Origin of the sequence: Mycolicibacterium novocastrense (assembly GCF_001499835.1) — a bacterium.
GTDB lineage: Bacteria > Actinomycetota > Actinomycetes > Mycobacteriales > Mycobacteriaceae > Mycobacterium > Mycobacterium novocastrense.
Genome location: NZ_LQIH01000002.1, coordinates 77,139 through 99,906 on the forward strand (window position 1 = coordinate 77,139; position 22,768 = coordinate 99,906).

Here is a 22,768-nt window from a genome sequence, read left to right on the forward strand (position 1 = left end):
CCCACCACGGCGGCGCTGGTGATCATCCCGGGCCTGAGGAAGCGAACGCGTGGTCGCCAACCCTTGGGCGGCTCTCTGACTTTCGCGGGATCCAAGGCGTACGAGTCGCCGATCGCGGCGCGCGCGCCGATCGGCTCGGAGGCTGTCGCCAAGGCCAACTGCCCGTAACGCGATCGTGAGGTCGCTAGAGCGGTGATTGCCGTTACTGGTTTGTCCGGGTGTATCCGCGGTCCGATTCGGTAAGTGGGGGCCAGGCTCGAGCCGACGGCATAATCCCGTCTGGGGCGGGTATTGGGGATCAGGCGGTGCAAGCGGTGTGTCGCCAGATTCATCCGTCTGTCTGCGAGGAGCACCTCGTGGCCAAAGCCTCGAGCAGCGGGGTAACCGGCGCCGCGACGAGCCCGTCGAAGTTGCCCGCCGACTGGCAGGGTTGGGCTTCGGCCGCGCTCGCACTGATCGGGTTCGTGCTGTGTCTGTGGATGTGGCTCAACGGTGGCGGCGAGTTCACGGTGCCATGGGTGCCGTCGCTGGACCTGCACCTGAGCTTCTCGTTCGACGGTCTGGCCGCCCTGTATTCGATGCTGGCGTGCGGCATCGGAGCGCTCGTGTTCTGGTACGGCACCGGGTACCTGTCACTGCACCTGGCGCACGAAGGCCGCCCCGCGCGGGAGCGGTGGCGGTTCTGGCCGTGGATGGTGCTGTTCGCGGTGTCGATGGTCGGGTTGGCCACCGCGCAGGATCTCGTGCTGCTGTTCGTCTTCTTCGACATCACCGCGATCTGCTCGTACTTTCTGATCGGGTTCGACCGGAGCGAACAGAAGGCGCGTCGCGCGGCGCTGATGGCGCTGGTGATCACGGTCGCCAGCGCCGTGGCGATGCTGATCGCCGCGGTGCTGTTGTACGCGACTCACGGGACCTTCTCGATTCCGGTGTTGCTCGAGCGGGTCGAGCCCGGGACGACGACCACCGTCGCCGCGGCGCTGCTCGCGGTGGCGGCGCTGGCCAAGAGCGCGCAGGTGCCGCTGCACTTCTGGTTGCCCAAGGCGATGGCGGCGCCGACGCCGGTCTCGGCGTATCTGCATTCGGCGGCGATGGTGGCGGCGGGCGTGCTCGTGCTCGGCCGGGTGCATCCGCTGCTGGCGCGCAGCGACGCCGTGCTCACCGGCCTGCTCGTCGTCGGCGTGGCATCCATCGTCGTCGGAGGGGTGCTCGCGCTGGGCCAGGATGTTCTCAAGCAGGTGCTGGCCTACTCGACGATCTCGCAGTACGGCTACGTCGTGATGCTCTACGGCATCGGCGGCGGGGCCGCGGCGGGCGCGGCCGCGTTCTACGTACTGGCGCACGGTGTGGCCAAGAGCGCCCTGTTCATGACCGCGGGCGCGGTGACGATGGCGACGGGGGAGGACCGACTGTCCCGGCTCGGCGGGCTGGGCCGGCGCCAACCCGTGCTCGCCGCCGCGGCCGGTATCGCGGCCGCCAGCCTGGCGGGGCTGCCCCTGACGGCCGGGTTCTTCAAGGACGAACTGTTCTTCGACGCCGCCGGTGCGGCCGGAGCGGTGCCGACCGCGCTCGCCGTCCTTGCCGCGGTACTGACGCTGACCTACATCGGCCGCTTCTGGATGATGCTGTTCCTGGGCCCGACGCGGGCGCGGCCGCGGGCGGTGTCTGTCGCCCTCACCGCACCCGTCGTCGTCCTTGCGGCGGTCAGCGTGGCCGGAGGGCTGGCGCCGCAGCTGGCCAGCGGACTGGCCGCGGACGCCGGCTCGGTCACCAACGCCGCCCCGGTGCACCTGTCGCCGGCCTACCATCTCGACGCGCGTCCGGCGAACCTGATGGCGCTGAGCGTATGGGCGCTGGCGGCGGTGCTGATCGCCACGCCCCGGGTGCGCGACCGCCTGGCGCGGGCTCTGGCCCGGGCGGGTGAGCGCGCGGGGTCACTGCGCATCTACACCAGAAGCCTTCGCGCGCTGGGGCGTATCTCTGCTGCCATCCACGACATGGAGGTTCGCGATCTGCGCAGCAGCGTCGCAGCCGTGCTCGTGCCCGCGGGCGTGCTGACCGCGCTGGCGTTCGCGGTGACGCCGACGGCCGGCGAGTACGCGGTGGGCGCGGTGCGCGGAAGCGACTGGTTGATCCTGCCGCTGCTGGGGCTGGTCGCCATCGCCACCCTGGCGACCGCCCGGATCGGCACGCGGGTCGGGATGGTGCTGGCGCTGTCGGTGGTCGGCTTCGCGCTGGCCGCCGTCTACGCCCTGGTCGCGGCGCCCGACATCGCGCTGGTGGCGGTCCTGGTCGAGACGATGATCACGCTGGTCTTCATCGCCGCGTTCAACCGGCTGCCCAAACGGGTCCCGTCCAGCGGCCCAATCGATCCGGCGCCGCCGAAGCGTGCGGATCGGATTCGCCAGTGGCGCAACGTGATTGCCGGTGGGGTCGCGGGAATCGCTGCGTTCGTCAGCATCTGGGGATTCCTGTCCGCGCCGACGCAAATGTCCGGGGTGGCCGAGGAGTACATCCGGCGCACGCCGAGCGCACACGGCGAGGACGTCGTCACCGTGATCATCACCGATTTCCGCGGCCTGGACACACTCGGGGAGATCACCGTGCTGCTGGTCGCCGTCGTCGGGGTGGCGACTCTGCTGCGGAGAGGCAGACTCTGGTGAAGCGGACGAGCGTGGTCTTGCGGGTGGTGGCGCGGCTTCTGCTCGGGCCCAGCATCATGGTGGCGGCCGCGCTGATCGTCAAGGGTTACACCGACGTCGGCGACGGCTTCGCCGCCGGCATGGTGGTCGCGCTCGCAATCGCCTTGTGCTACGTGGCTTTCGGGGCCACCGACGCCGAGCGCCTGTTGCCCCCGCTCCGGTACTCACCGCACTGTGCGGTCGGCGGGCTGCTGTTGTCGCTGGCCGTCGGGTTCTTCCCGATGCTGTTCAACGCGCCGTTGTTCAGCCATGAACCCGGTCCCGGTGAACGCGTCACCACCTTCGGATCGTTGGAATTGTTCACTCCGCTGATCTTCGACCTCGGCATATTCCTTCTCGTCGTCGGCGTGATGACGGTATTGCTGCATCAGATGGCCGAACCCGATGCCCACGCCGCCGATACCGCCGACGACGGAAGGGAGAAGGAGTCGTGACCCTGGCATTCGCCGTCGCCGCGGCCATGCTTTTCGGTTGCGGCGCTTACCTTCTCCTACAACGCGACCTGATCCGCATCGTCGTCGGCGTCGCGCTCGTCTCGCAGTCCGCCGTGGTGACGCTGATCGGCGCCGGGCTGTCACGCGGGCGGGCTCCGATCGACCCCCCGCCCGGCGCACCGGTCAGCGATCCGGTGCCCCAGGCGCTGGTGCTGACCGCGCTGGTCATCGGGTTGGCGACCCTGGCGTTGCTGCTCGCCCTGGTGCACCGCGCGGTCATCGCCTCACGCACAGCGCATCACGACGAACTGGCCGCCCAGGAGATCGCGCACGACGAGGTGCTCGAGCGCGACCGCCGACGCGACAGCAGTGAGATGACGTGATGCGCTGATGCCGGTCTCGCTGTCGCTGTCGCTGGCCTTGCTCATCCCGTGGGCGACGGGCGCGGTCCTCGTCGCGTTGGACGGTCGGCGCCGCTGGGTCGCCTGGTCGGCGGTGGCCGCACTGGCGGCGACATTGGCCGTCCTTGCGGTCCTCACCGTGCAGGTGGTGACCGACGGCGCACGGCAGCTGACGACCGGTGGCTGGCCGGCCGGAGTGGGCATCGTGCTGAACGCCGACGCGCTCGGGGCCACGTTCGCGCTGATCTCGGTCGTCGTGCTGCTCGTCGCGGCCTGCAACGAAGCCATCGTCGGCGTGCAGAACCGCACGTTTCCCGGCTTGGTGGTGCTGCTGGCGGCGGGCCTGACGGGACTGTTCTTCACCGGCGACGTGTTCAACTTCTATGTCTTCTTCGAGATCTCGATGATGGCGTCCTACGCGCTGGCCACCTACGGCGGCGGCGCCCGCCAGCTGCGCGCGGCGCTGATCTTCGCCTCGGTGAACCTGCTGGGGTCGTTCCTGTTCCTGATCGCGGTCGCGGGCACCTACCGCATCACCGGCGCGTTGGCGATGGCCGACGTCGCCGAGCGCATCCACGGCGCCGGCGCCAACGCGACACTGCTGGTCGCGGTCGGCTACTTCGTCGCGTTCAGCGTCAAACTCGGGCTCTTCCCGTTCCATTTCTGGCTGCCGACGGTGTACGCGGGAACCCGGCCCGCCGTGGCCGCCATCCTCAGCGGCGCGGTCGCCAACATCGGCGGCTACGGTCTGCTGCGCTTCGGCGCCGGAATCTTCAGCGAGGAAGTGCGATTCGCGGCGACCGCGCTCGTGGTGCTCGGTGTCGCGTCGATCCTCTACGGCGGCGTGGTGTCGGTGTCGCGCGGTGACATCGGCGAGACGCTGGCCTACTCGGCGATCGGACAGGTCGGCTACGTCCTCGTCGCGCTCGGCGTGGGCGGTCCGATCGGGCTCGCCGCGGCCGTCCTCTACAGCGTGGTCAACGCGCTGAACAAGGGACTGCTGTTTCTGGCCGACGGACTGCGGGGGCCGATGGTGGCCGCCGCGTTCGCGATCGGAGCGTTCAGTGTCGCCGGCGTGCCACCGGCGCTCGGTTTCGTCGGCAAGCTCGAGTTGTTCCGCACCGCGATCGCCGCCGACAGCGCGGCCCTGGTCGTACTGCTCCTCATCGGCAGCGTGCTGTCGTTGGTCTACATGTTCCCCAGCTACCAGCGGCGGTTCTGGCGCACCGATCTCACGCCCGCCGAACCCGTTGCGGTGAGCCCTGTTTCGGCCCGCACGCTGGTGGCCGCCTTCGCTCTTCTCATTGTGGTCGCAGGCTTGTGGCCCGAGCCGTTACTGATCCTCAGCAACACCGCCGCCGAAGTCCTCACCGGGAGGTCCACATGATTGCCGCGATGGTCCGGATCGTCTTGCTGACCGCCGTCTACCTGATCGTGCTCAGCAGCGACGAGCCCGCCGACATTCTCATCGGGGCGCTGCTCGCGACCCTGGTGGTGCTGGCGGGCAGCGCCATGCGCAAGCAGGGCTGGCAGCCGGACCGGCCGGCCGGCACGACGCCGTGGCGCCGGATGGCCGGAATACCCGCGCTGATCGGCGTCACGGTGCTCGACATGTGCCGCGCGAGCTGGACGGTGTCGCGGCACTGTCTGGGCCTGCGGCCGATGGCGCCCGGTCAGGTGACGATGGCGATCCGTCCCGGCTCACCGGCGTCGGCGACGGCCTGGGCGATACGCGTCGGGCTGTCGCCGGACACCGTCGTCGTCGACGTCGACGACGAGAAGGGCACGCTGGTGTTGCACGTCCTGGACGCCCGCGACCCCGACGCCATCCGTCGCGAGCAGACCGTTTCCTACGAGCGCGCGCAGCGCCGCGTCTTTCCGTGATCGCCATGCCCACCGCGCTGCTCGTCGTCGCCCTGATCTGGACCACCCTGCTGACCGTGGCGGGAGGACTGTTACTGCTGCGAGCACGCGATGTGCTCCAGCGCGTCATCGCACTGGACCTGCTGGCGGTGCTCCTGGTGGCGCTGCTGGCGTTGGTCAGCTATCTGCGCGACGTGCCCTACTACCTGAACGCGGCGGTGGCGCTCGCGTTGCTCGCATTCGTCGCGACCGTCGCGACCGCGCGCTACCTCGGATCGGGAGGGCCGTTCGAGTGATCTCACTGGTGCTCGACATCGTCGGCGCAGCGCTGCTGCTGGCGGGACTGGTGCTGATGACGATCAGTGTCTACGGACTGCTGCGGATACCGGACACCTTGAGCCAGTTGCACGCTCAGGGCCTGGCCACCGGTCCCGGAGTGATCGCGGTGCTGGCGTCCTCGATCGCCACCGAGAACCCCGCGATCATCGCTTTCGCGGCCCTGGCCATCGCGTTCATGGTGGCGTCCTCGCCGACCTCCGGTCACGCCATCGCCCGCTCCGCCGACCGTCGCAGCCAACCCGCGCGCAAGCCACGCGACGAACCGGACGGCGAGCGCGACGTCTGATCGCCCGCGGGGTGAGTGGTCATACGGTTGCGGTGGCCGCCCTGGAGATGCCGGCGGCTTCGTACACCTGGCTCTCGTCGAGGGTCTCGTGGGCAAGCAACTCCGCGACGATGCCCTCGAGCCGTCGCCGATTGTCGCGCAATAACCGCCGGGCCTCGACGTAGCACTCGTCGATGAGTCGACGGATTTCCTGGTCGACGGCGCCGAGCATCGAGTCCGAGACGCCACCCATCCGCGGGTCGCCTTCCCTGGGCAGCACCGACACCGGGCCGATCCGCTCGGACATGCCCCATCTTCCGACCATGCTGCGGGCGACCGTGGTGGCCGTCTCGAGGTCGCTTTCAGAACCCGTGGTCACCACCCCGAAGATCTCCTCTTCTGCGGCCATCCCGCCCAGGGCGCCGATGATGCGCCCGCGCAGATAGTCGGCGGTGTATCCGTAGCGGTCCTCCTCGGGGGTGGACCAGGTGACGCCCAGCGCGTGACCACGCGGAATGATCGACACCTTGCGCACCGGGTCGGCACCCGGTTGGAGCATGCCGAGCAACGCGTGTCCGGCCTCGTGATAGGCCGTTCGACGACGTTCCTCCTCGGAGACCACCACGTTGCGGGCGGTCCCGAGTTGCACCTTCTCCAGGGCGTCGGACAGGTAGCGGTCCGTCACGTGGGTCAGCCCGTCGCGGGCGGCCGCCAACGCCGCCTCGTTGACGAGGTTGGCCAGGTCCGCGCCGGTCATGCCGGGTGTCGCGGCGGCCACCTTGTCCAGGTCGACGTCGTCGGCGAGCGGCACCGAGCGGGTGTGCACCCGCAGAATGGCGACGCGGCCCTTGCGGTCGGGCGGGTTGACGGTGACCGTGCGGTCGAACCGCCCCGGCCGCAGCAGCGCCGGATCCAGGACATCGGGGCGGTTCGTCGCGGCGAGCACCACCACTCCCTCGGATCCGCTGAAACCGTCCATCTCAGTGAGGATCTGGTTGAGCGTCTGCTCGCGTTCGTCGTGCCCACCCACGGTGGCGCCGCCGCCGCGCGACCGGCCGATGGTGTCGATCTCGTCGATGAAGATGATCGACGGGGCGACCTTGCGGGCCTCCTCGAACAGTTCCCGCACCCGGGAGGCGCCGACACCGACGATCATCTCGATGAACTCGGCGCCACTGGCGGAGAAGAACGGGACGTTCGCCTCGCCGGCAGTCGCCCGCGCAAGCAGCGTCTTACCGGTGCCCGGTGGGCCGGTCAACAGCACCCCTTTGGGCACCTTGGCGCCGAGCTTGCGGTACTTCTCCGGATGGCGCAGATAGTCGACGATCTCGTTGATCTCGGCCTTGACCTCGTCGATGCCTGCGACGTCATCGAAGGTGGCCCGGACCGTTTCCGGGTCGACGGGCTCACGCTTGCGCGAGTTCACGCCGAACAATCCGCCGCCGCCGGCCCCCATCTTCTGGGCGCGTCTGAACAGCCAGAACCAGAACCCGAACAGCAGCAGGATCGGGGCGAAGGACAGCAGCAGATTCCAGAAGATCCCGCGGTCGGTGCTCAGTGGTTCCGCCGAAACCGTGGCGCCGCCCTGCTCCAGCTGGGTGAGCAAGTCGTCCTGGGCGTACGTCGGACGTTCGGTGGTGAACTGCTCGTAGGTCTTCGTCGAGTCATCCTGGCCCGGAATGGGTTTCGCCTCACGCAGGGTGCCCTGGATGGACTCGCCCTGGGAGAAGACCTCGGCGACGTTGCGCTGCTCCACTTGTGTGGTGAACTCCGTGTACGGCACCGTGACCGGACCGCCCAGCGAGTCCTGGAATGACAGCATCCCGAATACCGCCAGATAACCGAGACCCAGGTACATCAGCACGATCCACCAGCGCGGCCGCGGACGGTTCGCGCCGTCGTGCTCGTTCTGGTTGGGCAGCCCCTCCGTGCGCCACGGTTTGGGGTCCTCGTTCTTCAACGGCTTCGATGCCGCGGACGATTCGCGTCTGCGCGTTCCGTTCGCGCGCCCTGACTCTGTCACCGTATCCAAGCTAGCCGGATCGCCCGCCGTCGATAAGGGGCCGGGCTCCTTCGCGGCGGCCTCAACGTTGCCAAGGGGGCCGGGGGGCGTTGAGATCGAACCGCACCCCGAGCATGCGGATCACGAAGCACACGGCCGCGGCGCCCAGGGTCGCCGCGATGTTCTGGACGCCCAGGCCGTAGAGGAGCGCAGCAGCGGCTGCGCCGATCATCGCCGGAATCGCGTAGAGCTCGCTGCGGAACACCGTGGGTACCTGCCCGATGGCCATATCGCGGATGGTCCCGCCGCCCACGGCGGTGATGGTGCCGACGATGACCGCCTGCAGCACTCCGAACTCCAGGTTCAGCGCCTTGTACGCGGCGAGCACCGCGAACACGCTCAACCCCACGGCATCGGCGACGGTGATGGGCATGGTGAACCGCTCGAGGGCGGGGCTGAGCGCGAACGCGATCGCGCCGCCGCCCGCTGCCACGGCCAGGTAGCGCCAGTCGACGAAGGTCGCCGGCGGAAGCGAATTCAGAAGGATGTCGCGGATGACGCCACCGCCCAGACCGGTGAGCATGCCGACCGTCACGACGCCGAAGATGTCCAGACGCGTTGCGCGCAGCGCGACCAGCGCACCGTTGAGGGCGAACGCGAACGTGCCGATGAGGTCGAGCACCAGCAGCAGAGGCGTTTCGGTCGACATTGCTTGGTGTATACCCGAGCCCGCGCCGGTATCGCAGGACGCTGATCACGCGGTGCCGGCCGGGCAGGCCGCTGATGACGCGGTCCCCGGCCGGGTCGGCGGCAGAGGCGTCGGTCAACGGGCCTCCGTGATGTTGCGGCTTGCAGGGGCGGCGGCATCGGACGACTCACCGGTGAGGTAGCCGGCGACACCCAGCGCGGTCAGCAATGCACCGGACAGCCAAGCCGTCCAGCCCGCGGACTCTCCGGAGAACTTGACCGCCCACGGCGAGAGGAAGAGCGCGAATCCCACGACGGCAAGCGTCAGATAATCGCGCGTCGGGTCGACGGCCAGCAGCGACCACAACCCGATCACCGCTGCCATGCCGCTCAGGCCGATGACGACGATGATGCCGACGGTGGAGGAGCGCACGACCGTCGCGGCCAGTACCGCGGTCCCAAGGCCGACGACCAGGGCGATCCTGCCGATCCAGCCCGAGAAGCGGCGGCGCCCACCGGGACCTGCCGGGTGCGCTCCAGGGGCGACGAGACCGGCCGGTGGTGTCGAGCGCAGCCAACCCACGCCGCCGAGCACCATCGCGACGAAGCCCGCGATCCAGGCGGTCCACGCGGCGCCGCGGTCGCTGACGAACGCCTCGCCGAGGAACGGCAGCAGGAACGTCATCACGCCCACCACCAGAAGTCCGAAGTAGTCGGGCGCCCGGTTGTGCACCAGTAGCGACAACAGGGCGAAGAACGCGATGAACGCCCCGAAGCCGAATGTCAGGCCGGCGCCGACGTCGGTGTCGGTGACCACCAGGGAGGCGATCACCGCACCCACGCCCGTCGCCAGGGCCACGGCGCTGATCAAGGTCTGTGGTTTGCTCACGTGACCACCCAACCGGTGGCCTCGAGGACATATCGGGTCATATTCGGTGTCCTTTCTCCTGTAGATCGCTTCGAGGTCAGGGGGTGCCGCCGCCGAAGGGCTACCCCCGGCGGTTCGGCACAAACGGTCGTCGAGCGGATCAGACCCCGTCGGCGATGCGAACGGCCTCATCGAAGTAGGGGGCGTCGACCTGCACCGTGTAACTCTTGGCCACGAGGCCCGAGATGCTCGAGTAGTCACGCCGGCCACCGGTGGTCCAGTGCGCGATGAAGCCGAAGACACCGCCCCAGAAGGCGCCGATCAACAGGCTGCCCAGGAGCGTCAGCAACACACCGGCCGGTACGAGCACGAAGAGGCTGAAAAGCAGGCCGAACAGTAGACCGAATCCGGCCCCCGCCGCGGCGCCTGTCAGCGTGGCCTTGCCATTGGTCATCCGGCCGGTCACCTGCTCGATGCTGTCGACGCCGTGGCCGATGATGCGCACACGTTCGACGGGGAAGCCCTCGTCCGACAGTCGATCCACCACGCGCTGCGCCTCTTCGTAGGTCGGGTACACGCGCAGCACCATCGACTCCAGCGGGTTTCTGTTCAACGTCGCTGTCATGAAACTCTCCTATCTGATCTAGTTGGTTGGTACTACCCAACTATAGTATCTTTGGTTGGTAGATACCAACTATCAGACAGGTGTGAATGCGGTGGCCAAATACGAAGAGGGCGAAGACCGGGCCGTGTACGAGGCGATCAGGCAGATCGCGCGGTGGTCCAACCGTCCCGATGCGCGCGCCGCGCTGCTCGGACGGGCCGGACAGGATTTCTCGCCGATCGACGTGGATCTGTTGCGCGCGATCGTCTCCAGCGGTCCGGTGCGGATCTCCGACCTCGCTCACTGGCAGGGCGTCGACAAGTCCACGATGTCGTTGCAGGTTCGCAGGCTCGAACAGCGTGATCTGATCCGCCGGCGCCCGGATCCCGCCGACCAACGGGCCGCACTGCTCACCGCGACCGCCAAGGGGCGCCGGACCTGTCAACGCATGGACGTCGCGGGCACCGATGTCGTCGCGCGCGCATTCGCGCACTGGCCCGAAGGCGACCGGCGGGACCTCGCCACGCTTTTGGTCCGGTTCGCCCGAGACCTCACATCGTCGGGCGAGATCCCGCGAGCGACTGCGTCGGCGCCATGAGCGCAGCACCGTGGATTAGACGGCGGTGAAAGAGGAACCCTCATCAATCACACATCGATCGGAAGGAGCCAATCATGGTGAAACTGTCAGTGATCTACTACTCCGCGACCGAGCACGGCACCGCGATGGCGCGCACCGTTGCCGAGGCCGGGGAGAAGGCCGGCGCCGAGGTCCGGTTCCGTCCCGTCGCCGAAACCCGCGATCCCCAGTCGTTCGCGGACAACCCCGCCTGGTCGGCCAACTACGAAGACACCAAGGACCTTCCGTCGGCGACGGGGGACGATATCGTGTGGGCCGACGCGGTGATTTTCGGCTCACCGACCCGATTCGGTTCTCCCGCAGCGCCTTTCCGCACCTTCATCGACACGCTGGGTGGGCTGTGGGCACAGGGCAAGCTCGCCGACAAGGTCTACGCCGGGTTCACGTCGTCGCAGACCGCGCACGGTGGCCAGGAGACCACGTTGATCAACCTCTACGTGACACTGATGCACTTCGGCGGGATCATCGTTCCTCCCGGGTACACCAACGAGCTCAAGTTCGCCGATGGAAACCCGTACGGCGTCAGCCACATCACCGGACCGGACAACAAGTCCCCCGTCCACGATGCCGTCAACGCCGCACTCGAGCACATGACCCAACGGGTGATCGCCGTCGCCGACCGCCTGGCAGACCGCTGACGCCGTCGCCCGCCCGGTGCTCGGGTGGCCATGAGGCGACGGAGAAAACGTGGTACCCACCGCCGCTGCCGGGTATCCGGTGAAACACTGCGTTTGACCCCGGGAGGATCATGGTGACCCCGAGCAGTTCCTCACCTCAACAGCCGGACGTGAACACATTGCGTCTGGTCGACCGCTTCATCGGGTACCGGAGCTAGCCGTGCCGGACGAAACCACCGTCGTCGACAACCGGGAACCGGTTGCGGCGCAACGTTACTCGGAAGCATCGGGATGATGCGTCGTCCCGCTCCGCGTTCGGCACTGCGGATCTCCACCGCGCTCTACCACTTTCGCGAAAGCCTCTTCGCGCTGCCCGCGCTGGTCCTGTTGGGCGGCATCGCGGTCGCGGAGGTGACGGCCTACATCGATGACGTCATCGGCGTCGACACCTCACTGCCGCTGACGGTCGAGATGAACAGCAACGCGGCGATCTGGCTGCTGAGCACCGTCGCCGGCGCCACCATCACCACCGCGGGGGTGGTGTTCTCTTTGACGGTGGTCAGCCTGCAGCTGGCCAGCAGCCAGTTCTCGCCGCGGGTGATGCGGTCGTTCATCCGCGACCGGCTCAGCCAGCTGGTGATCGGTCTGCTGGTGGCCACCTTCGTGTTCTGCGTGTTGACGTTGCGCCACATCAGCGGGGACCCGATGTCCAATGCGCCACGGGTCTCGATGACGGCGGCGATCGTGCTGGCGGTGGCGACGGTGTTGCTGATCATCGCCTACCTCAACCGATTGGCCTATGGCTTGCAGGTGGGTGAGGTGGTGCGGACCATCGCCGCCGAGGCCGACGAGGTCATCGAGGAGCAGGAGCGGCAGACGCGCGTGGAGACCGCGGCCCCGCACCCGCCGACACCGGACTCCGAACACCATCTGACGGTTCACGCCGGCAGCGACGGCTGGGTCACGCAGTCGGCCAGCAGATACATTCTGGCGGCGGTGCCGCCGGCGACCGTGGTGCGGCTGGAAACCCGGACCGGCGCCTACATCCACCGGGGGGAAGTGCTCATGACGTTGTGGCCGGTTCCCCCCGACGCCGAACGCGTCGAGCGCAGGCTGATGTCGACGGTCGAAGTGGCCGACATCCGCACCATGCAGCAGGACGTCGACTTCGGGATCCGCCAACTGGTCGACATCGCGCTGCGTGCGCTCAGCCCCGCCATCAACGACCCGACCACGGCGGCCGACGTGGTGCTGCGACTCGGCAGCCTCATGCGCAAACTGCTGACGGCGGACATGCCGCCGCAGTCGGTGTGCGGACCCGACGACAGGATCCTCGTTCGCCCCTGGGATCTGTCGCACGAGGAGTACGTCGCGCACGCCTTCGACCAGATCCGCCAGAGCTCGGTCGGCCAGCCCAACGTGGTGGCCACCGTGCTGCGCGTGCTCCGCATGCTCATCGAGTACGCCCGCAGCGAGGGCCGCGGGGAGTTGATACCCGCGCTGGATCGCCAGATCCGACTGTTGATGGACGCCATGGCGGAGCAACCCGGCCTTCACCCGGCCGATCTGGAACGTCTGGAGGCGATCTCGCGGAACACCGATCCGGCCGAACACGACGTCTGATGCCGCGGCCGGCGATCGGACATCGCTAGTCTCACAGCCGTGCTGATGGTCATCGAGGGGGTCGACGGAGCCGGTAAGCGCACGCTGACCAACGGTCTGCGAACCGCGTTCGAAGCCGACGGCAGGACGGTGACGAGCCTGGCCTTTCCGCGCTATGGCCAGTCGGTGGAGGCCGACGTGGCCGCCGAGGCGCTGCACGGATCCCACGGCGACCTCGCCGATTCCGTGTACGCGATGGCGGTGCTGTTCGCGCTCGACCGTGCCCGCGCCCGAGCCGAGATCGAACGTCTGCAGGACGCCTACGACGTCGTCATCCTGGACCGCTACGTCGCGTCGAACGCCGCCTACAGCGCCGCGCGCCTTCATCAGGGCGCCGACGGCGAGGTCGTCGAGTGGGTGCGGGCGCTGGAGTATGAGCGCCTGGCGCTACCGCGGCCGGACGCCCAGGTGCTGCTGGCCGTCCCGATCGAACTGGCGGCCCAGCGCGCCGAGCGGCGCGCCAACACCGAGGTCGACCGAGCCAAAGACGCCTACGAACGCGACGGCGGCCTGCAGCAACGCACCTCCGACGTCTACGCCGCACTGGCCGCATCGCAGTGGTGCGGACGCTGGAAGGTCGCCGGACCTGAAGTCGATCCGGCCGCACTCGCCGCCGAACTGGGCGCTCAGTAGCCCCGTTCGGCACGATTCGCCGGTCAAAGCGCGAAACGCGCCGTGTGGTAGCCGGGGTTTATCGCAATTCGGTGACACCATGGTCTCCATGAGGCAAAGGATTCTGGTTGTCGACGATGACCCGTCGCTCGCCGAGATGCTCACCATCGTGCTGCGGGGCGAAGGCTTCGACACCGCGGTCATCGGTGACGGCACCCAAGCGCTGACCGCGGTCCGCGAGCTGCGGCCCGATCTGGTCCTGCTCGACCTGATGCTGCCCGGGATGAACGGCATCGACGTGTGCCGGGTGCTCCGCGCGGACTCCGGCGTGCCGATCGTCATGCTGACCGCCAAGACCGACACGGTCGACGTCGTACTGGGCCTGGAGTCCGGCGCCGACGACTACGTGATGAAACCGTTCAAACCCAAGGAGCTCGTCGCGCGGGTGCGGGCCCGCCTGCGGCGCAACGAGGACGAGCCTGCCGAGATGCTCTCGATCGGCGACGTCGACATCGACGTGCCCGCGCACAAGGTCACCCGTCAGGGCGAACAGATCTCCCTGACCCCTCTGGAGTTCGACCTGTTGGTGGCGTTGGCGCGCAAACCGCGGCAGGTGTTTACTCGTGATGTGCTGCTCGAACAGGTGTGGGGTTATCGCCACCCCGCGGACACCCGTTTGGTGAACGTGCATGTCCAACGGTTGCGGGCCAAGGTCGAGAAGGATCCCGAGAACCCGCAGGTGGTGCTCACGGTTCGAGGAGTGGGGTACAAGGCCGGACCGCCGTGACATGCACGGCTCTCGGCCGTGGTCGTGATCCCGACCGTTTGACGGTCGCCGTGTTGACCGCTCGGCGGGCGCCGTGATCTTCAGCTCCAGACGACGCATCCATCGGCGCTCGGCGCCGCTGGTGCGCGGGCTGGGAGCGTTGGGGCGGGCGTTGAGCCTCGCGTGGCGGCGCTCGTTGCAGCTGCGCGTCGTCTCGTTGACGTTGGGCCTGTCGCTGGCCGTGATCCTGGTGCTCGGGTTCGTTCTGACCAGCCAGATCACCGACCGCATCCTCGAGGTCAAGGTGCGCGCGGCGACCGAGCAGATCGATCGCGCACGCACCACCGTCAGCGGAATCGTCGGCGGCGAGGAGACCCGCTCGCTGGACAGCAGCCTGCAGCTGGCGCGCAACACGCTGATCGATCGCAGCGCCGATGCCGAACCGGGCCTCGCGGGAACCTACGACGCGGTGCTGGTGGTGCCGGGCGACGGACCCCGCGCGGCGACCGCGGCCGGCCCGGTCCAGCAGGTGCCAAACACGCTGCGGGAGTTCGTCAAGGCCGGCCAGGTCAGCTATCAGTACGCGACCGTGCACACCGACGGCTTCTCCGGGCCCGCACTGATCGTGGGCAGTCCGACGTCGTCGTCGGTGACGAACCTCGAGCTCTATCTGATCTTCCCGCTCACCAACGAGGAGTCCACGATCGCGCTGGTGCGCGGGACGATGGCCACCGGCGGCGTGGTGCTGCTCGGTCTGCTCGCCGCGATCGCCTTGCTGGTGGCGCGCCAGATCGTGCTGCCGGTGCGGTCCGCGTCGCGCATCGCCGAGCGGTTCGCCGAAGGCCACCTCACCGAACGCATGCCGGTGCGCGGCGAGGACGACATGGCCCGCCTGGCCGTCTCGTTCAACGACATGGCCGAGAGCCTGCACCGCCAGATCACCCAGCTCGAGGAGTTCGGCAACCTGCAGCGCCGGTTCACCTCCGACGTCAGCCACGAACTGCGCACCCCGCTGACGACGGTGCGCATGGCCGCCGACCTGATCTACGACCACAGCGAGGATCTCGATCCCGCGCTGCGCCGGTCCACCGAGTTGATGGTCAGCGAGCTCGACCGGTTCGAGACGTTGCTCAACGATCTGTTGGAGATCTCCCGGCACGACGCCGGTGTCGCCGAACTGTCGGTCGAGTCGCTGGATCTGCGGTCGACGGTGCAAAGCGCGTTGGACAACGTCGGGCACCTCGCGGCCGACGCCGAGGTCGAACTGGTTGTCGACATGCCCACCGAGGAGGTCATCGCCGAGGTCGATCCGCGGCGCGTGGAGCGCATCCTGCGCAACCTGATCGCCAACGCCATCGACCACGCCGAGCACAAACCCGTCCGCATCCGGATGGCCGCCGACGACGACACCGTCGCGGTCACCGTCCGGGACCACGGGGTCGGGCTGCGGCCCGGTGAGGAGAAACTGGTGTTCAGCCGGTTCTGGCGGTCGGATCCCTCGCGGGTGCGTCGTTCCGGCGGCACCGGTCTCGGTTTGGCGATCAGCATCGAGGACGCCCGCCTGCACCAGGGCAGGCTGGAGGCGTGGGGGGAGCCGGGTAAGGGCGCCTGCTTCCGGCTCACGCTGCCGCTCGTGCGCGGGCACAAGGTGACCACCAGCCCGTTGCCGCTGAAACCTGTTGGGCCCGACGATGTGCCGCCGCGCAGCCGCGACCGCGAACCCGCGCAGGAGTCCGTGTGAGAATCCTGCTGGCCGTCCTGAGTGCGCTGGCGTTGGTTCTCACCGGCTGCGCGGGTGTGCCGAGTTCGTCCTCGCCGCAAGCCATCGGAACCGTCGACCGGCCCGCCCCGCCCAGCCTGCCCAAGCCGACGCCGGGCATGGACCCGGACGTGTTGCTGCGCGAATTCCTCAAGGCCACCGCCGATCCCGCCAACCGGCATCTGGCCGCACGCCAGTTCCTCACCGAGTCCGCTTCCCAGGCTTGGGATGATGCGGGCAGCGCGTTGCTGATCGACAACGTGGTGTTCGTCGAGACGCGCGGCCCCGACCGGGTGTCGGTGACCATGCGCGCCGACATCCTCGGGTCGCTGTCGGACATGGGTGTGTTCGAGACGGGGGACGGCGCGCTACCGGACCCGGGGCCGATCGAACTGATCAAGACCGCCGACGGTTGGCGCATCGACAAGCTGCCCAACGGGGTCTTCCTCGACTGGCAACAGTTTCAGGCCACCTATCGGCGCAACACCCTGTATTTCGTCGACCCCACCGGCAGCACAGTGGTGCCCGATCCGCGCTATGTCGCGGTGTCCGATCCCGACCAGTTGGCCACCGAACTGGTGAGCAAGCTGATCGCCGGACCGCGACCGGAGATGGCCAAGACCGTCCGCAATCTCCTCGAACCGCCGCTGAAACTGCGGGGCCCGGTGACGCGCGCCGACGGCGGCAAGATGGGCGTCGGCCGGGGTTATGGCGGAGCCAGAATCGATGTGGACAACCTGTCGACCACCGATCCGCACAGCAGGCAACTGCTTGCGGCACAACTGATCTGGACGCTGTCACGCGCGGGGGTCAATGGGCCGTACGTGATCAACGCCGACGGCGCCGCCCTCGACGACCGGTTCGCCGACGGTTGGGAGACCTCCGACGTGGCGGCCACCGACCCGGGCGCGGCCTCGGGAGTGGCGGCGGGCCTGCACGCGTTGGTGGACGGTTCGCTCGTCGCGCTCGACGGCCTGCGGGCGCCGCGGGTTCCCGGACAGTTCGGGCAGATGCCGAACCAGACGTCGGCGGCGGTGTCCCGCACGGGGCAGGAGGTGGCGTCGATCGTCACGGTGCGCCCGGGCGCACCGGACATGGCGTCGTCGATGTGGGTGGGCGCGCTCGGCGGGGCGGCTTCTCAGGTGTTGGATGCGCGAAGCCTGTCGCGGCCGAGTTGGTCGCTCGACAACGCCGTTTGGGTGGTGATCGACGGCAACAACGTCGTGCGTGTCATCCAGGACGCGTCGGGCCAGCCGGCCCGTATACCGATCGACTCCACGCTGGTGTCGAGCAGGTTTCCCGGCGTGATCACCGAATTGCAGTTGTCGCGTGACGGCACGCGCGCGGCGATGGTCATCGATGGCCGGGTGGTCCTGGCCGGCGTCGAGCAGACCCCCGGCGGCGGCTATGCGCTGACCTACCCGCGGCGGCTGGGATACGGCCTTGGCAACACCGTGGTGTCGCTGTCATGGCGCACCGGCGACGACATCGTGGTCAGCCGCACCGATCCGCAGCATCCGGTCTCCTACGTCAACCTCGACGGCGTCAACTCCGACGGACCGAGCCGCAACCTGCTGATGCCGGTCACCACCGTGGCGGCCAACCCGTCGACGGTGTACGTGGCCGATGCCCGCGGGGTCGTGCAACTGTCCGGCTCGGTGGCCGAGGACGATCCGGCGTGGGCCGAGGTGCGCCCGCTGCTGGTGCCGGGCGCCGAACCCGTGTTGCCGGGCTAGAGCCGGCTCGCGAACGCAACACCAGGGTTGTAGACACCACCCCCGTCACGACCCTGGTGTTGCGTTCGCGAGAAATCGATGTGAACCGACCTCCGCTGTCGCCCGTTGTGCTGACAGAACGACGCCCGCAGGCGTTTGCTATCAGCCAAGGAGTGAACATGAGGACTCGCGGTCCGTTGATCACATTGGGCGCGGTCGCCGCGCTGGCGGCCGCGCTGTGGCTCGGCAACGTGTCTCACGAACCGGCGCCCGCGGCCGCCCCGGCGGCCGAAGCGGTCGCCACGTCGAGCGCTCCGCCGCCGGTGATCGCGCCGCAACCGCCCGCGCCGGGCTTCCCGGCCAGGGCCGACTACCTCGGGACCGTGCCGACGGCGACCGGTGAGATCACGTTGGAGATCTCGGTCGACGGCGACCAGGCGATCGCGTATGCCTGTGACGGCAACTCGGTGGAGATGTGGCTGAGGGGCGCCGCCGCAGACGGTGTCGTGAACCTGACGAGCAAGGACAAGGCCGGCGTTCTCGACGGCCACCTCGAAGGCAATGCCATGGTGGGGTCGCTGACCATCGGCGAAAAGAACTGGGTGTTCACCGCGCCGGCCGCCGAGGCGCCCGCCGGCCTCTACCGCTACGAGCGGGAGGGCGCGCGGAGCAGCTGGATCGTCGACGCGGACGGTGATGTCACCGGAGTGCTGCGCCGCAGCGACGGATCCCTCGGTCCCGCACCGGTTCTGGCCACCGACGGGACTGCGGTCATCGACGGGCAGCGGGTCAGGGCCGTTCGCGTGGGCGGCGGCGATGTCTGATTCCGCTTCTGAGGTGATGGCCACCCGCAACACCGGGACGGCGGGGATGCTGATCGCTGTCGGTCTGGGCGCAATGGTCGCCGTGGCGCTCGGAGTGTTCGGCAGAGTCCATGAGCCGCAGTTCTTTTCGATCAACGTGGCCGGCTTCTCCAGTGGCACGGCGGTGAAGTCGTGGCTGGGCACCCTTGCAGTTCTGTTGGCGCTGTTCCAGTTGTTCTCGGCATTCGTGATGTACCGGCTGACACCCGGGGGACGTGCACCGGCGTGGATCGCCGCGGCCCACGTATGGTCGGGGCGGTTGGCGGTGCTGGCGACCGTGCCGGTGGCCGTGCACTGCCTCTACGCTCTGGGCTTCGCCGACACGGACAGCCGGGTGCTGTTCCATTCGCTGTTCGGCTGCTTCTTCTACGGGGTCTTCGTCACCAAGATGATCCTGCTGACGCGCGGTGGGCTCCGCAGCTGGGTGCTTCCCATCGCGGGGGGACTGGTGTTCTTCGGGCTGGTGTATGTCTGGCTCACCTCGGCGCTGTGGTTCTTCCAGACCAGCGGACTGACATTCTGAGGAAAGGAATCGCCATGCAACGCAAACAGTTTCTGGTGGGCGCCGGGCTCGGTATCGCGACCGGCGCGTTGGCCGCCTGCAGCACGTATGGCAAGGACCCCCAGGTCGCCGAGGAGCCGGCCGTGACGACGACCGGTGGCGTGGCGGCACCGGCTGCGGTCCTCGCAAAGGTCGCCGACGTTCCGGTCGGCGGAGGTGTCGTCGTCGAGCAGACGGTGTTGACACAACCGACGGCAGGGGATTTCAAGGAATTTTCTGCCACCTGCACTCACGCCGGGTGCACGGTGCGCGACGTGGCGGGCGGCACCATCAACTGTCCCTTCCACGGCAGCAGGTTCAACCTCGACGGCACCGTGGCCAACGGACCGGCAACTCGTTCTTTGGAGTCGAAACCCATTCAATTGCAGGACGATTCGATCATCCTGAGCTGACACACGTCAGGTCGACGTGACGCCGGGAATGCGGCCTTCGCGAAACGCTTCGACGAAATGGCGGTGATCGTCGCGCACGATGCCGGCGTACTCGAGCCCGAACCTCACGAGATCGGCCGAGAACTCGTCGACATGGTCACCGATGACCGCGTCGATCGCCTCCTCCGTCTGGAACTCGACCACCTTCTGGTCACTGTCGGCATCCCCGACGCAGTGCACCTTTGCCACGGCCCGGCCCAACTGCTCGATCACCTCGGCCAACTCGTCCGGTTCGGTCAACTCGCTCCAGTCGAGATCGGCCGCATACGGGGATATCTCGCTGACGACGAATCCGACATCGTCGATGTCGGTGTAGCCGAGCAGCGGATCGGCGTGCGCCTGCAGTGCGCGTTGAGACACCGCTGTTCGGTGGCCGTGGTGCTTGAAATGCCGACTCAGAGTCCCATCGTCGACGACGCGGCTGGGTGCGGCGATATTGCCCTGCTTCATCGAGAGCACGGCGTCGTTGTCCAGCGCCTGGTTGAAACCCTCGATCAGCACGGTGTAGGTCGGCAGACCCGCGCTGCCGATGCCGTGACCCGTCTTGCCGATCACATCCTTGATGTCGTAGGTGATCCCCTGGAACCGTTTGGTTTTCGGAATGGTCTCAAGATATTTGGCGAAGGCGGCCTCGACTTTGTCGCGTTCGAAGTCCTCGAGTCGTCTCACGCCCGCGGCGTCCCGGAAGCGTCTGTCCCAATCGTCGACCGTGGTGAGACGGTCCAACATCTCGGCCCGCGTCGACAACCGTGCGCTCTGCAAGGCGGACAGCACGGCGCCGCGTGCCGTGTCGAGATTCAACGAAAAGCTCGCGTCATCGTCGGCGTGGAGGAACCAGCGTACCTGATCGACGTAGGCGCGCGTGAAAGTGTCGATGAGCCTGCTGATTTCGTGATCCGACAGAGCCTTCTGCCAGCACATCAGCGCGACGCTAGCGGCGAACCGCTGCAGGTCCCAGGTGAAGTGCCCGATGTAGGCCTCGTCGAAGTCGTTGACGTCGAAGATCAGCTGGCCGGCGCCGTCCATGTAGGTGCCGAAGTTCTCGGTGTGCAGATCGCCTTGGATCCACACCCGGCTGGTGCGCTCGTCGACCCAACGGTCCTCACGCGCGGCGACGTCGCCGTAGAAGACGCAGGCGCTGCCGCGGAAGAACGCGAAGGGTTCGGCCGCCATCTTGCGGAACTTTGTCCGGAACGCATCCGGATCGGCCTTCATCAGATCGGCGAACGCGCTCACCAGGCAATCGACGATCAACGACTCCCGTTGGTCCTGCATGGACACCGAGTACCCGTCCCGGTGTCACCGATCACCGCCACACTGTCGGCGTGCTCGATCTCGTTCTCCCGCTGCAGTGCGGCGGTTGCGGCGCGCCGTCGACGCGGTGGTGCGCGGCGTGCGCGACGACGCTGACGGTCAGGGCCGACGACCCGCACATCGTCTCGCCGCGCGTGGACCCCGGCGTTCCGGTGTACTCCCTGGGCCGTTACGCGGGGCCGCGGCGGGCCGCCGTCATCGCGGTCAAAGAACACGGCCGGGCCGATCTGCTGGGGCCGCTCGCCGGCGCGCTGCGGACCGGCCTGTTGCACCTGCTCACCTGGGGCCTGGTGGACACCCCGCTGACGGTCGTCCCCGCACCGACCCGGCGGTGGTCGGCCCGGCGGCGCGGCGGTGACCCGGTGACCCGGATGGCCCGCACCGCCACGGCCGGCCTCCCGGCGGTGGCCGTCGTGCCGGCACTGCGCACACGCGCGTTCGTGGCGGATTCGGTCGGGCTGTCCAGCGCCGACCGGCAGCGCAACATCGGCGGCCGGCTCCGGCTCGTGCGGCCCGTCGCGGGCGAAGTGCTCGTCGTCGACGACATCGTCACCACCGGCGCCACAGCCGCCGAGTCGGTTCGCGTGCTGCGCTCCATTGGGGCGCGCGTGGCGGCCGTGCTGGTTGTGGCAAACGCGTGACCGTCGCCGTGAGCCCAGGTGTCAGGCCCACATATCAGAGCGAGGTGAAGAACTGGAAACAGGTACCCGGATTCACTGGCACTACCGGGTGAACGCGGCTACCGTCGGCTTCAACACCCGTGAATGACTCACGGCCGGCGCTGAAGATTCGAAGCGCCAGCATCGCCGACGCGGTAGGAGGTGAGTAGACGACACCTTGCACCGGCGAGCGGCGAGACATGCAAGCCCCGTCGGTGCGGATCCACGACAACCGGGCACGCTGACGCGTGCGGACGCCGAAGAAACGAGTTGCCAAGCATGTCAAGCCAATCCCTGGACTCCCGAACGATGGTGATCGAGGACGAAACGTCCGAACCCCGACCGCGCGCCGAAGTCGCGGTCACCGGCCGCAACGTCGAGATCCCCGACCACTTCCGCAAGTACGTCGCAGAGAAACTGTCACGCCTGGAACGATTCGACCGCACGATCTATCTGTTCGACGTCGAGCTCGACCACGAGCGCAACCGCCGTCAACGCAAGAACTGTCAACACGTGGAGATCACCGCACGCGGACGCGGCCCGGTGGTCCGCGCCGAAGCCTGTGCCGACAGCTTCTACGGCGCGATGGAATCCGCGGTGGACAAGCTCGCCGAACGCCTGCGCCGCGCGCGCGACCGGCGCAAGATCCACTACGGCGACAAGACCCCGGTCTCGGTCGCCAAGGCCACCGCGGTCACCGCACCGCCCGAGCCGCTGACCACGAGCCCGCCCGAACACGACGGCGCCACGCTCGACGAGCACGAGCCCGGACGCATCGTGCGGATCAAGGAGCATCCGGCCACACCGATGACCGTCGACGACGCGCTCTCGCAGATGGAACTGGTCGGCCACGACTTCTTCCTCTTCCACGACAAGGAGAGCGACCTGCCGTCCGTGGTCTACCGCAGGCACGCCTACGACTACGGTCTGATTCGGCTCGCCTGAGCCGGGGCCTCATTCGGCTCGCCTGAGCCGGCCCGACCACTATTTCGCCTGGCCTGACGTA

24 protein-coding genes are annotated in these 22,768 nt (G+C 68.2%); 19 read left to right on the top strand and 5 right to left on the bottom strand.

The window, feature by feature from the left end; all coding sequences use genetic code 11:
- Positions 1-356 precede the first annotated feature (356 nt).
- From mbhE to AU072_RS03130, 7 genes are read left to right on the top strand one after another with little or no spacing between them, the layout of a single operon-like run.
- The gene (gene mbhE, locus AU072_RS03100) at positions 357-2,663 is read left to right on the top strand and encodes a hydrogen gas-evolving membrane-bound hydrogenase subunit E (RefSeq protein ID WP_064412425.1); all 2,307 of its coding nucleotides are present in this window, start codon (positions 357-359) and stop codon (positions 2,661-2,663) included.
- A complete protein-coding gene (locus AU072_RS03105; protein ID WP_201028982.1) occupies positions 2,660-3,136 on the top strand; it encodes an MnhB domain-containing protein in 477 nt (158 codons plus the stop codon). The genes mbhE and AU072_RS03105 overlap by 4 nt, the downstream gene beginning before the upstream one ends.
- Positions 3,133-3,519: a sodium:proton antiporter gene (locus AU072_RS03110; protein ID WP_064412426.1), complete on the top strand. Its 387-nt coding sequence runs from the start codon at positions 3,133-3,135 to the stop codon at positions 3,517-3,519. The genes AU072_RS03105 and AU072_RS03110 overlap by 4 nt, the downstream gene beginning before the upstream one ends.
- Positions 3,520-3,526: 7 nt before the next feature.
- Entirely contained in the window at positions 3,527-4,924 is a 1,398-nt protein-coding gene (locus AU072_RS03115; protein ID WP_064412427.1) for a complex I subunit 5 family protein, read from the top strand.
- Between the two features lie 8 nt (positions 4,925-4,932).
- Positions 4,933-5,421, top strand: a complete 489-nt coding sequence (locus AU072_RS03120; RefSeq protein WP_217266034.1) for a Na+/H+ antiporter subunit E — start codon at positions 4,933-4,935, stop codon at positions 5,419-5,421.
- Positions 5,422-5,426: 5 nt separating this feature from the next.
- Entirely contained in the window at positions 5,427-5,696 is a 270-nt protein-coding gene (locus AU072_RS03125) for a monovalent cation/H+ antiporter complex subunit F (protein ID WP_064412515.1), read from the top strand.
- The gene (locus AU072_RS03130; RefSeq protein ID WP_064412429.1) at positions 5,693-6,025 is read left to right on the top strand and encodes a cation:proton antiporter; all 333 of its coding nucleotides are present in this window, start codon (positions 5,693-5,695) and stop codon (positions 6,023-6,025) included. The genes AU072_RS03125 and AU072_RS03130 overlap by 4 nt, the downstream gene beginning before the upstream one ends.
- 19 nt (positions 6,026-6,044) lie before the next feature.
- On the opposite strand, the gene ftsH is transcribed toward AU072_RS03130, so the two are convergent.
- The 4 genes from ftsH to AU072_RS03150 form a co-directional block, all read right to left on the bottom strand.
- Complete coding sequence (gene ftsH, locus AU072_RS03135; RefSeq protein ID WP_064412430.1) at positions 6,045-8,027, bottom strand: ATP-dependent zinc metalloprotease FtsH; 1,983 nt, start codon at positions 8,025-8,027, stop codon at positions 6,045-6,047.
- A 61-nt stretch (positions 8,028-8,088) separates the two neighbouring features.
- Positions 8,089-8,715, bottom strand: coding sequence for a trimeric intracellular cation channel family protein (locus tag AU072_RS03140; protein WP_064412431.1), 627 nt, complete (start codon positions 8,713-8,715; stop codon positions 8,089-8,091).
- Between the two features lie 114 nt (positions 8,716-8,829).
- Complete coding sequence (locus AU072_RS03145) at positions 8,830-9,582, bottom strand: SPW repeat domain-containing protein (RefSeq protein WP_064412432.1); 753 nt, start codon at positions 9,580-9,582, stop codon at positions 8,830-8,832.
- Positions 9,583-9,721: 139 nt separating this feature from the next.
- Positions 9,722-10,186 (bottom strand): YflT domain-containing protein, encoded by a 465-nt coding sequence (locus tag AU072_RS03150; RefSeq protein ID WP_064412433.1) that lies wholly within the window; start codon positions 10,184-10,186, stop codon positions 9,722-9,724.
- Positions 10,187-10,277: 91 nt separating this feature from the next.
- Here AU072_RS03150 and AU072_RS03155 point away from each other — a divergent pair, with 91 nt between their 5' ends.
- The 10 genes from AU072_RS03155 (at position 10,278) to AU072_RS03200 (ending at position 19,750) form a co-directional block, all read left to right on the top strand.
- On the top strand, positions 10,278-10,763 hold the full coding sequence (locus tag AU072_RS03155; RefSeq protein WP_165595651.1) for a MarR family winged helix-turn-helix transcriptional regulator: 486 nt from the start codon (positions 10,278-10,280) through the stop codon (positions 10,761-10,763).
- 74 nt (positions 10,764-10,837) lie between these two features.
- Positions 10,838-11,440: an NAD(P)H:quinone oxidoreductase gene (gene wrbA / locus AU072_RS03160; RefSeq protein WP_064412435.1), complete on the top strand. Its 603-nt coding sequence runs from the start codon at positions 10,838-10,840 to the stop codon at positions 11,438-11,440.
- Between the two features lie 270 nt (positions 11,441-11,710).
- On the top strand, positions 11,711-13,042 hold the full coding sequence (locus AU072_RS03165) for a DUF2254 domain-containing protein (protein ID WP_235630302.1): 1,332 nt from the start codon (positions 11,711-11,713) through the stop codon (positions 13,040-13,042).
- A gap of 39 nt (positions 13,043-13,081) precedes the next feature.
- Positions 13,082-13,714 (top strand): dTMP kinase, encoded by a 633-nt coding sequence (locus tag AU072_RS03170; RefSeq protein WP_064412436.1) that lies wholly within the window; start codon positions 13,082-13,084, stop codon positions 13,712-13,714.
- Positions 13,715-13,793: 79 nt separating this feature from the next.
- The gene (gene mtrA / locus AU072_RS03175) at positions 13,794-14,480 is read left to right on the top strand and encodes a two-component system response regulator MtrA (protein WP_064345844.1); all 687 of its coding nucleotides are present in this window, start codon (positions 13,794-13,796) and stop codon (positions 14,478-14,480) included.
- A gap of 73 nt (positions 14,481-14,553) precedes the next feature.
- Positions 14,554-16,200 carry an MtrAB system histidine kinase MtrB gene (mtrB, locus tag AU072_RS03180; protein ID WP_064412437.1) on the top strand — a complete coding sequence of 549 codons (1,647 nt, stop codon included), beginning with the start codon at positions 14,554-14,556 and terminating at the stop codon, positions 16,198-16,200.
- Positions 16,197-17,954: an MtrAB system accessory lipoprotein LpqB gene (gene lpqB, locus AU072_RS03185; protein ID WP_064412438.1), complete on the top strand. Its 1,758-nt coding sequence runs from the start codon at positions 16,197-16,199 to the stop codon at positions 17,952-17,954. The genes mtrB and lpqB overlap by 4 nt, the downstream gene beginning before the upstream one ends.
- A 158-nt stretch (positions 17,955-18,112) precedes the next feature.
- On the top strand, positions 18,113-18,757 hold the full coding sequence (locus AU072_RS03190; RefSeq protein WP_064412517.1) for a hypothetical protein: 645 nt from the start codon (positions 18,113-18,115) through the stop codon (positions 18,755-18,757).
- A gap of 16 nt (positions 18,758-18,773) precedes the next feature.
- Positions 18,774-19,319, top strand: a complete 546-nt coding sequence (locus tag AU072_RS03195) for a DUF6529 family protein (RefSeq protein WP_407937581.1) — start codon at positions 18,774-18,776, stop codon at positions 19,317-19,319.
- A 14-nt stretch (positions 19,320-19,333) separates the two neighbouring features.
- On the top strand, positions 19,334-19,750 hold the full coding sequence (locus AU072_RS03200; RefSeq protein ID WP_064412440.1) for a Rieske (2Fe-2S) protein: 417 nt from the start codon (positions 19,334-19,336) through the stop codon (positions 19,748-19,750).
- 6 nt (positions 19,751-19,756) lie between these two features.
- On the opposite strand, the gene AU072_RS03205 is transcribed toward AU072_RS03200, so the two are convergent.
- On the bottom strand, positions 19,757-21,064 hold the full coding sequence (locus AU072_RS03205; RefSeq protein ID WP_064412441.1) for a DUF2252 domain-containing protein: 1,308 nt from the start codon (positions 21,062-21,064) through the stop codon (positions 19,757-19,759).
- 50 nt (positions 21,065-21,114) lie between these two features.
- Here AU072_RS03205 and AU072_RS03210 point away from each other — a divergent pair, with 50 nt between their 5' ends.
- Both AU072_RS03210 and hpf read left to right on the top strand, forming a co-directional pair.
- On the top strand, positions 21,115-21,744 hold the full coding sequence (locus tag AU072_RS03210; protein WP_064412442.1) for a ComF family protein: 630 nt from the start codon (positions 21,115-21,117) through the stop codon (positions 21,742-21,744).
- Positions 21,745-22,041: 297 nt separating this feature from the next.
- Positions 22,042-22,707: a ribosome hibernation-promoting factor, HPF/YfiA family gene (gene hpf / locus AU072_RS03215; RefSeq protein ID WP_064412443.1), complete on the top strand. Its 666-nt coding sequence runs from the start codon at positions 22,042-22,044 to the stop codon at positions 22,705-22,707.
- Positions 22,708-22,768: the final 61 nt, after the last annotated feature.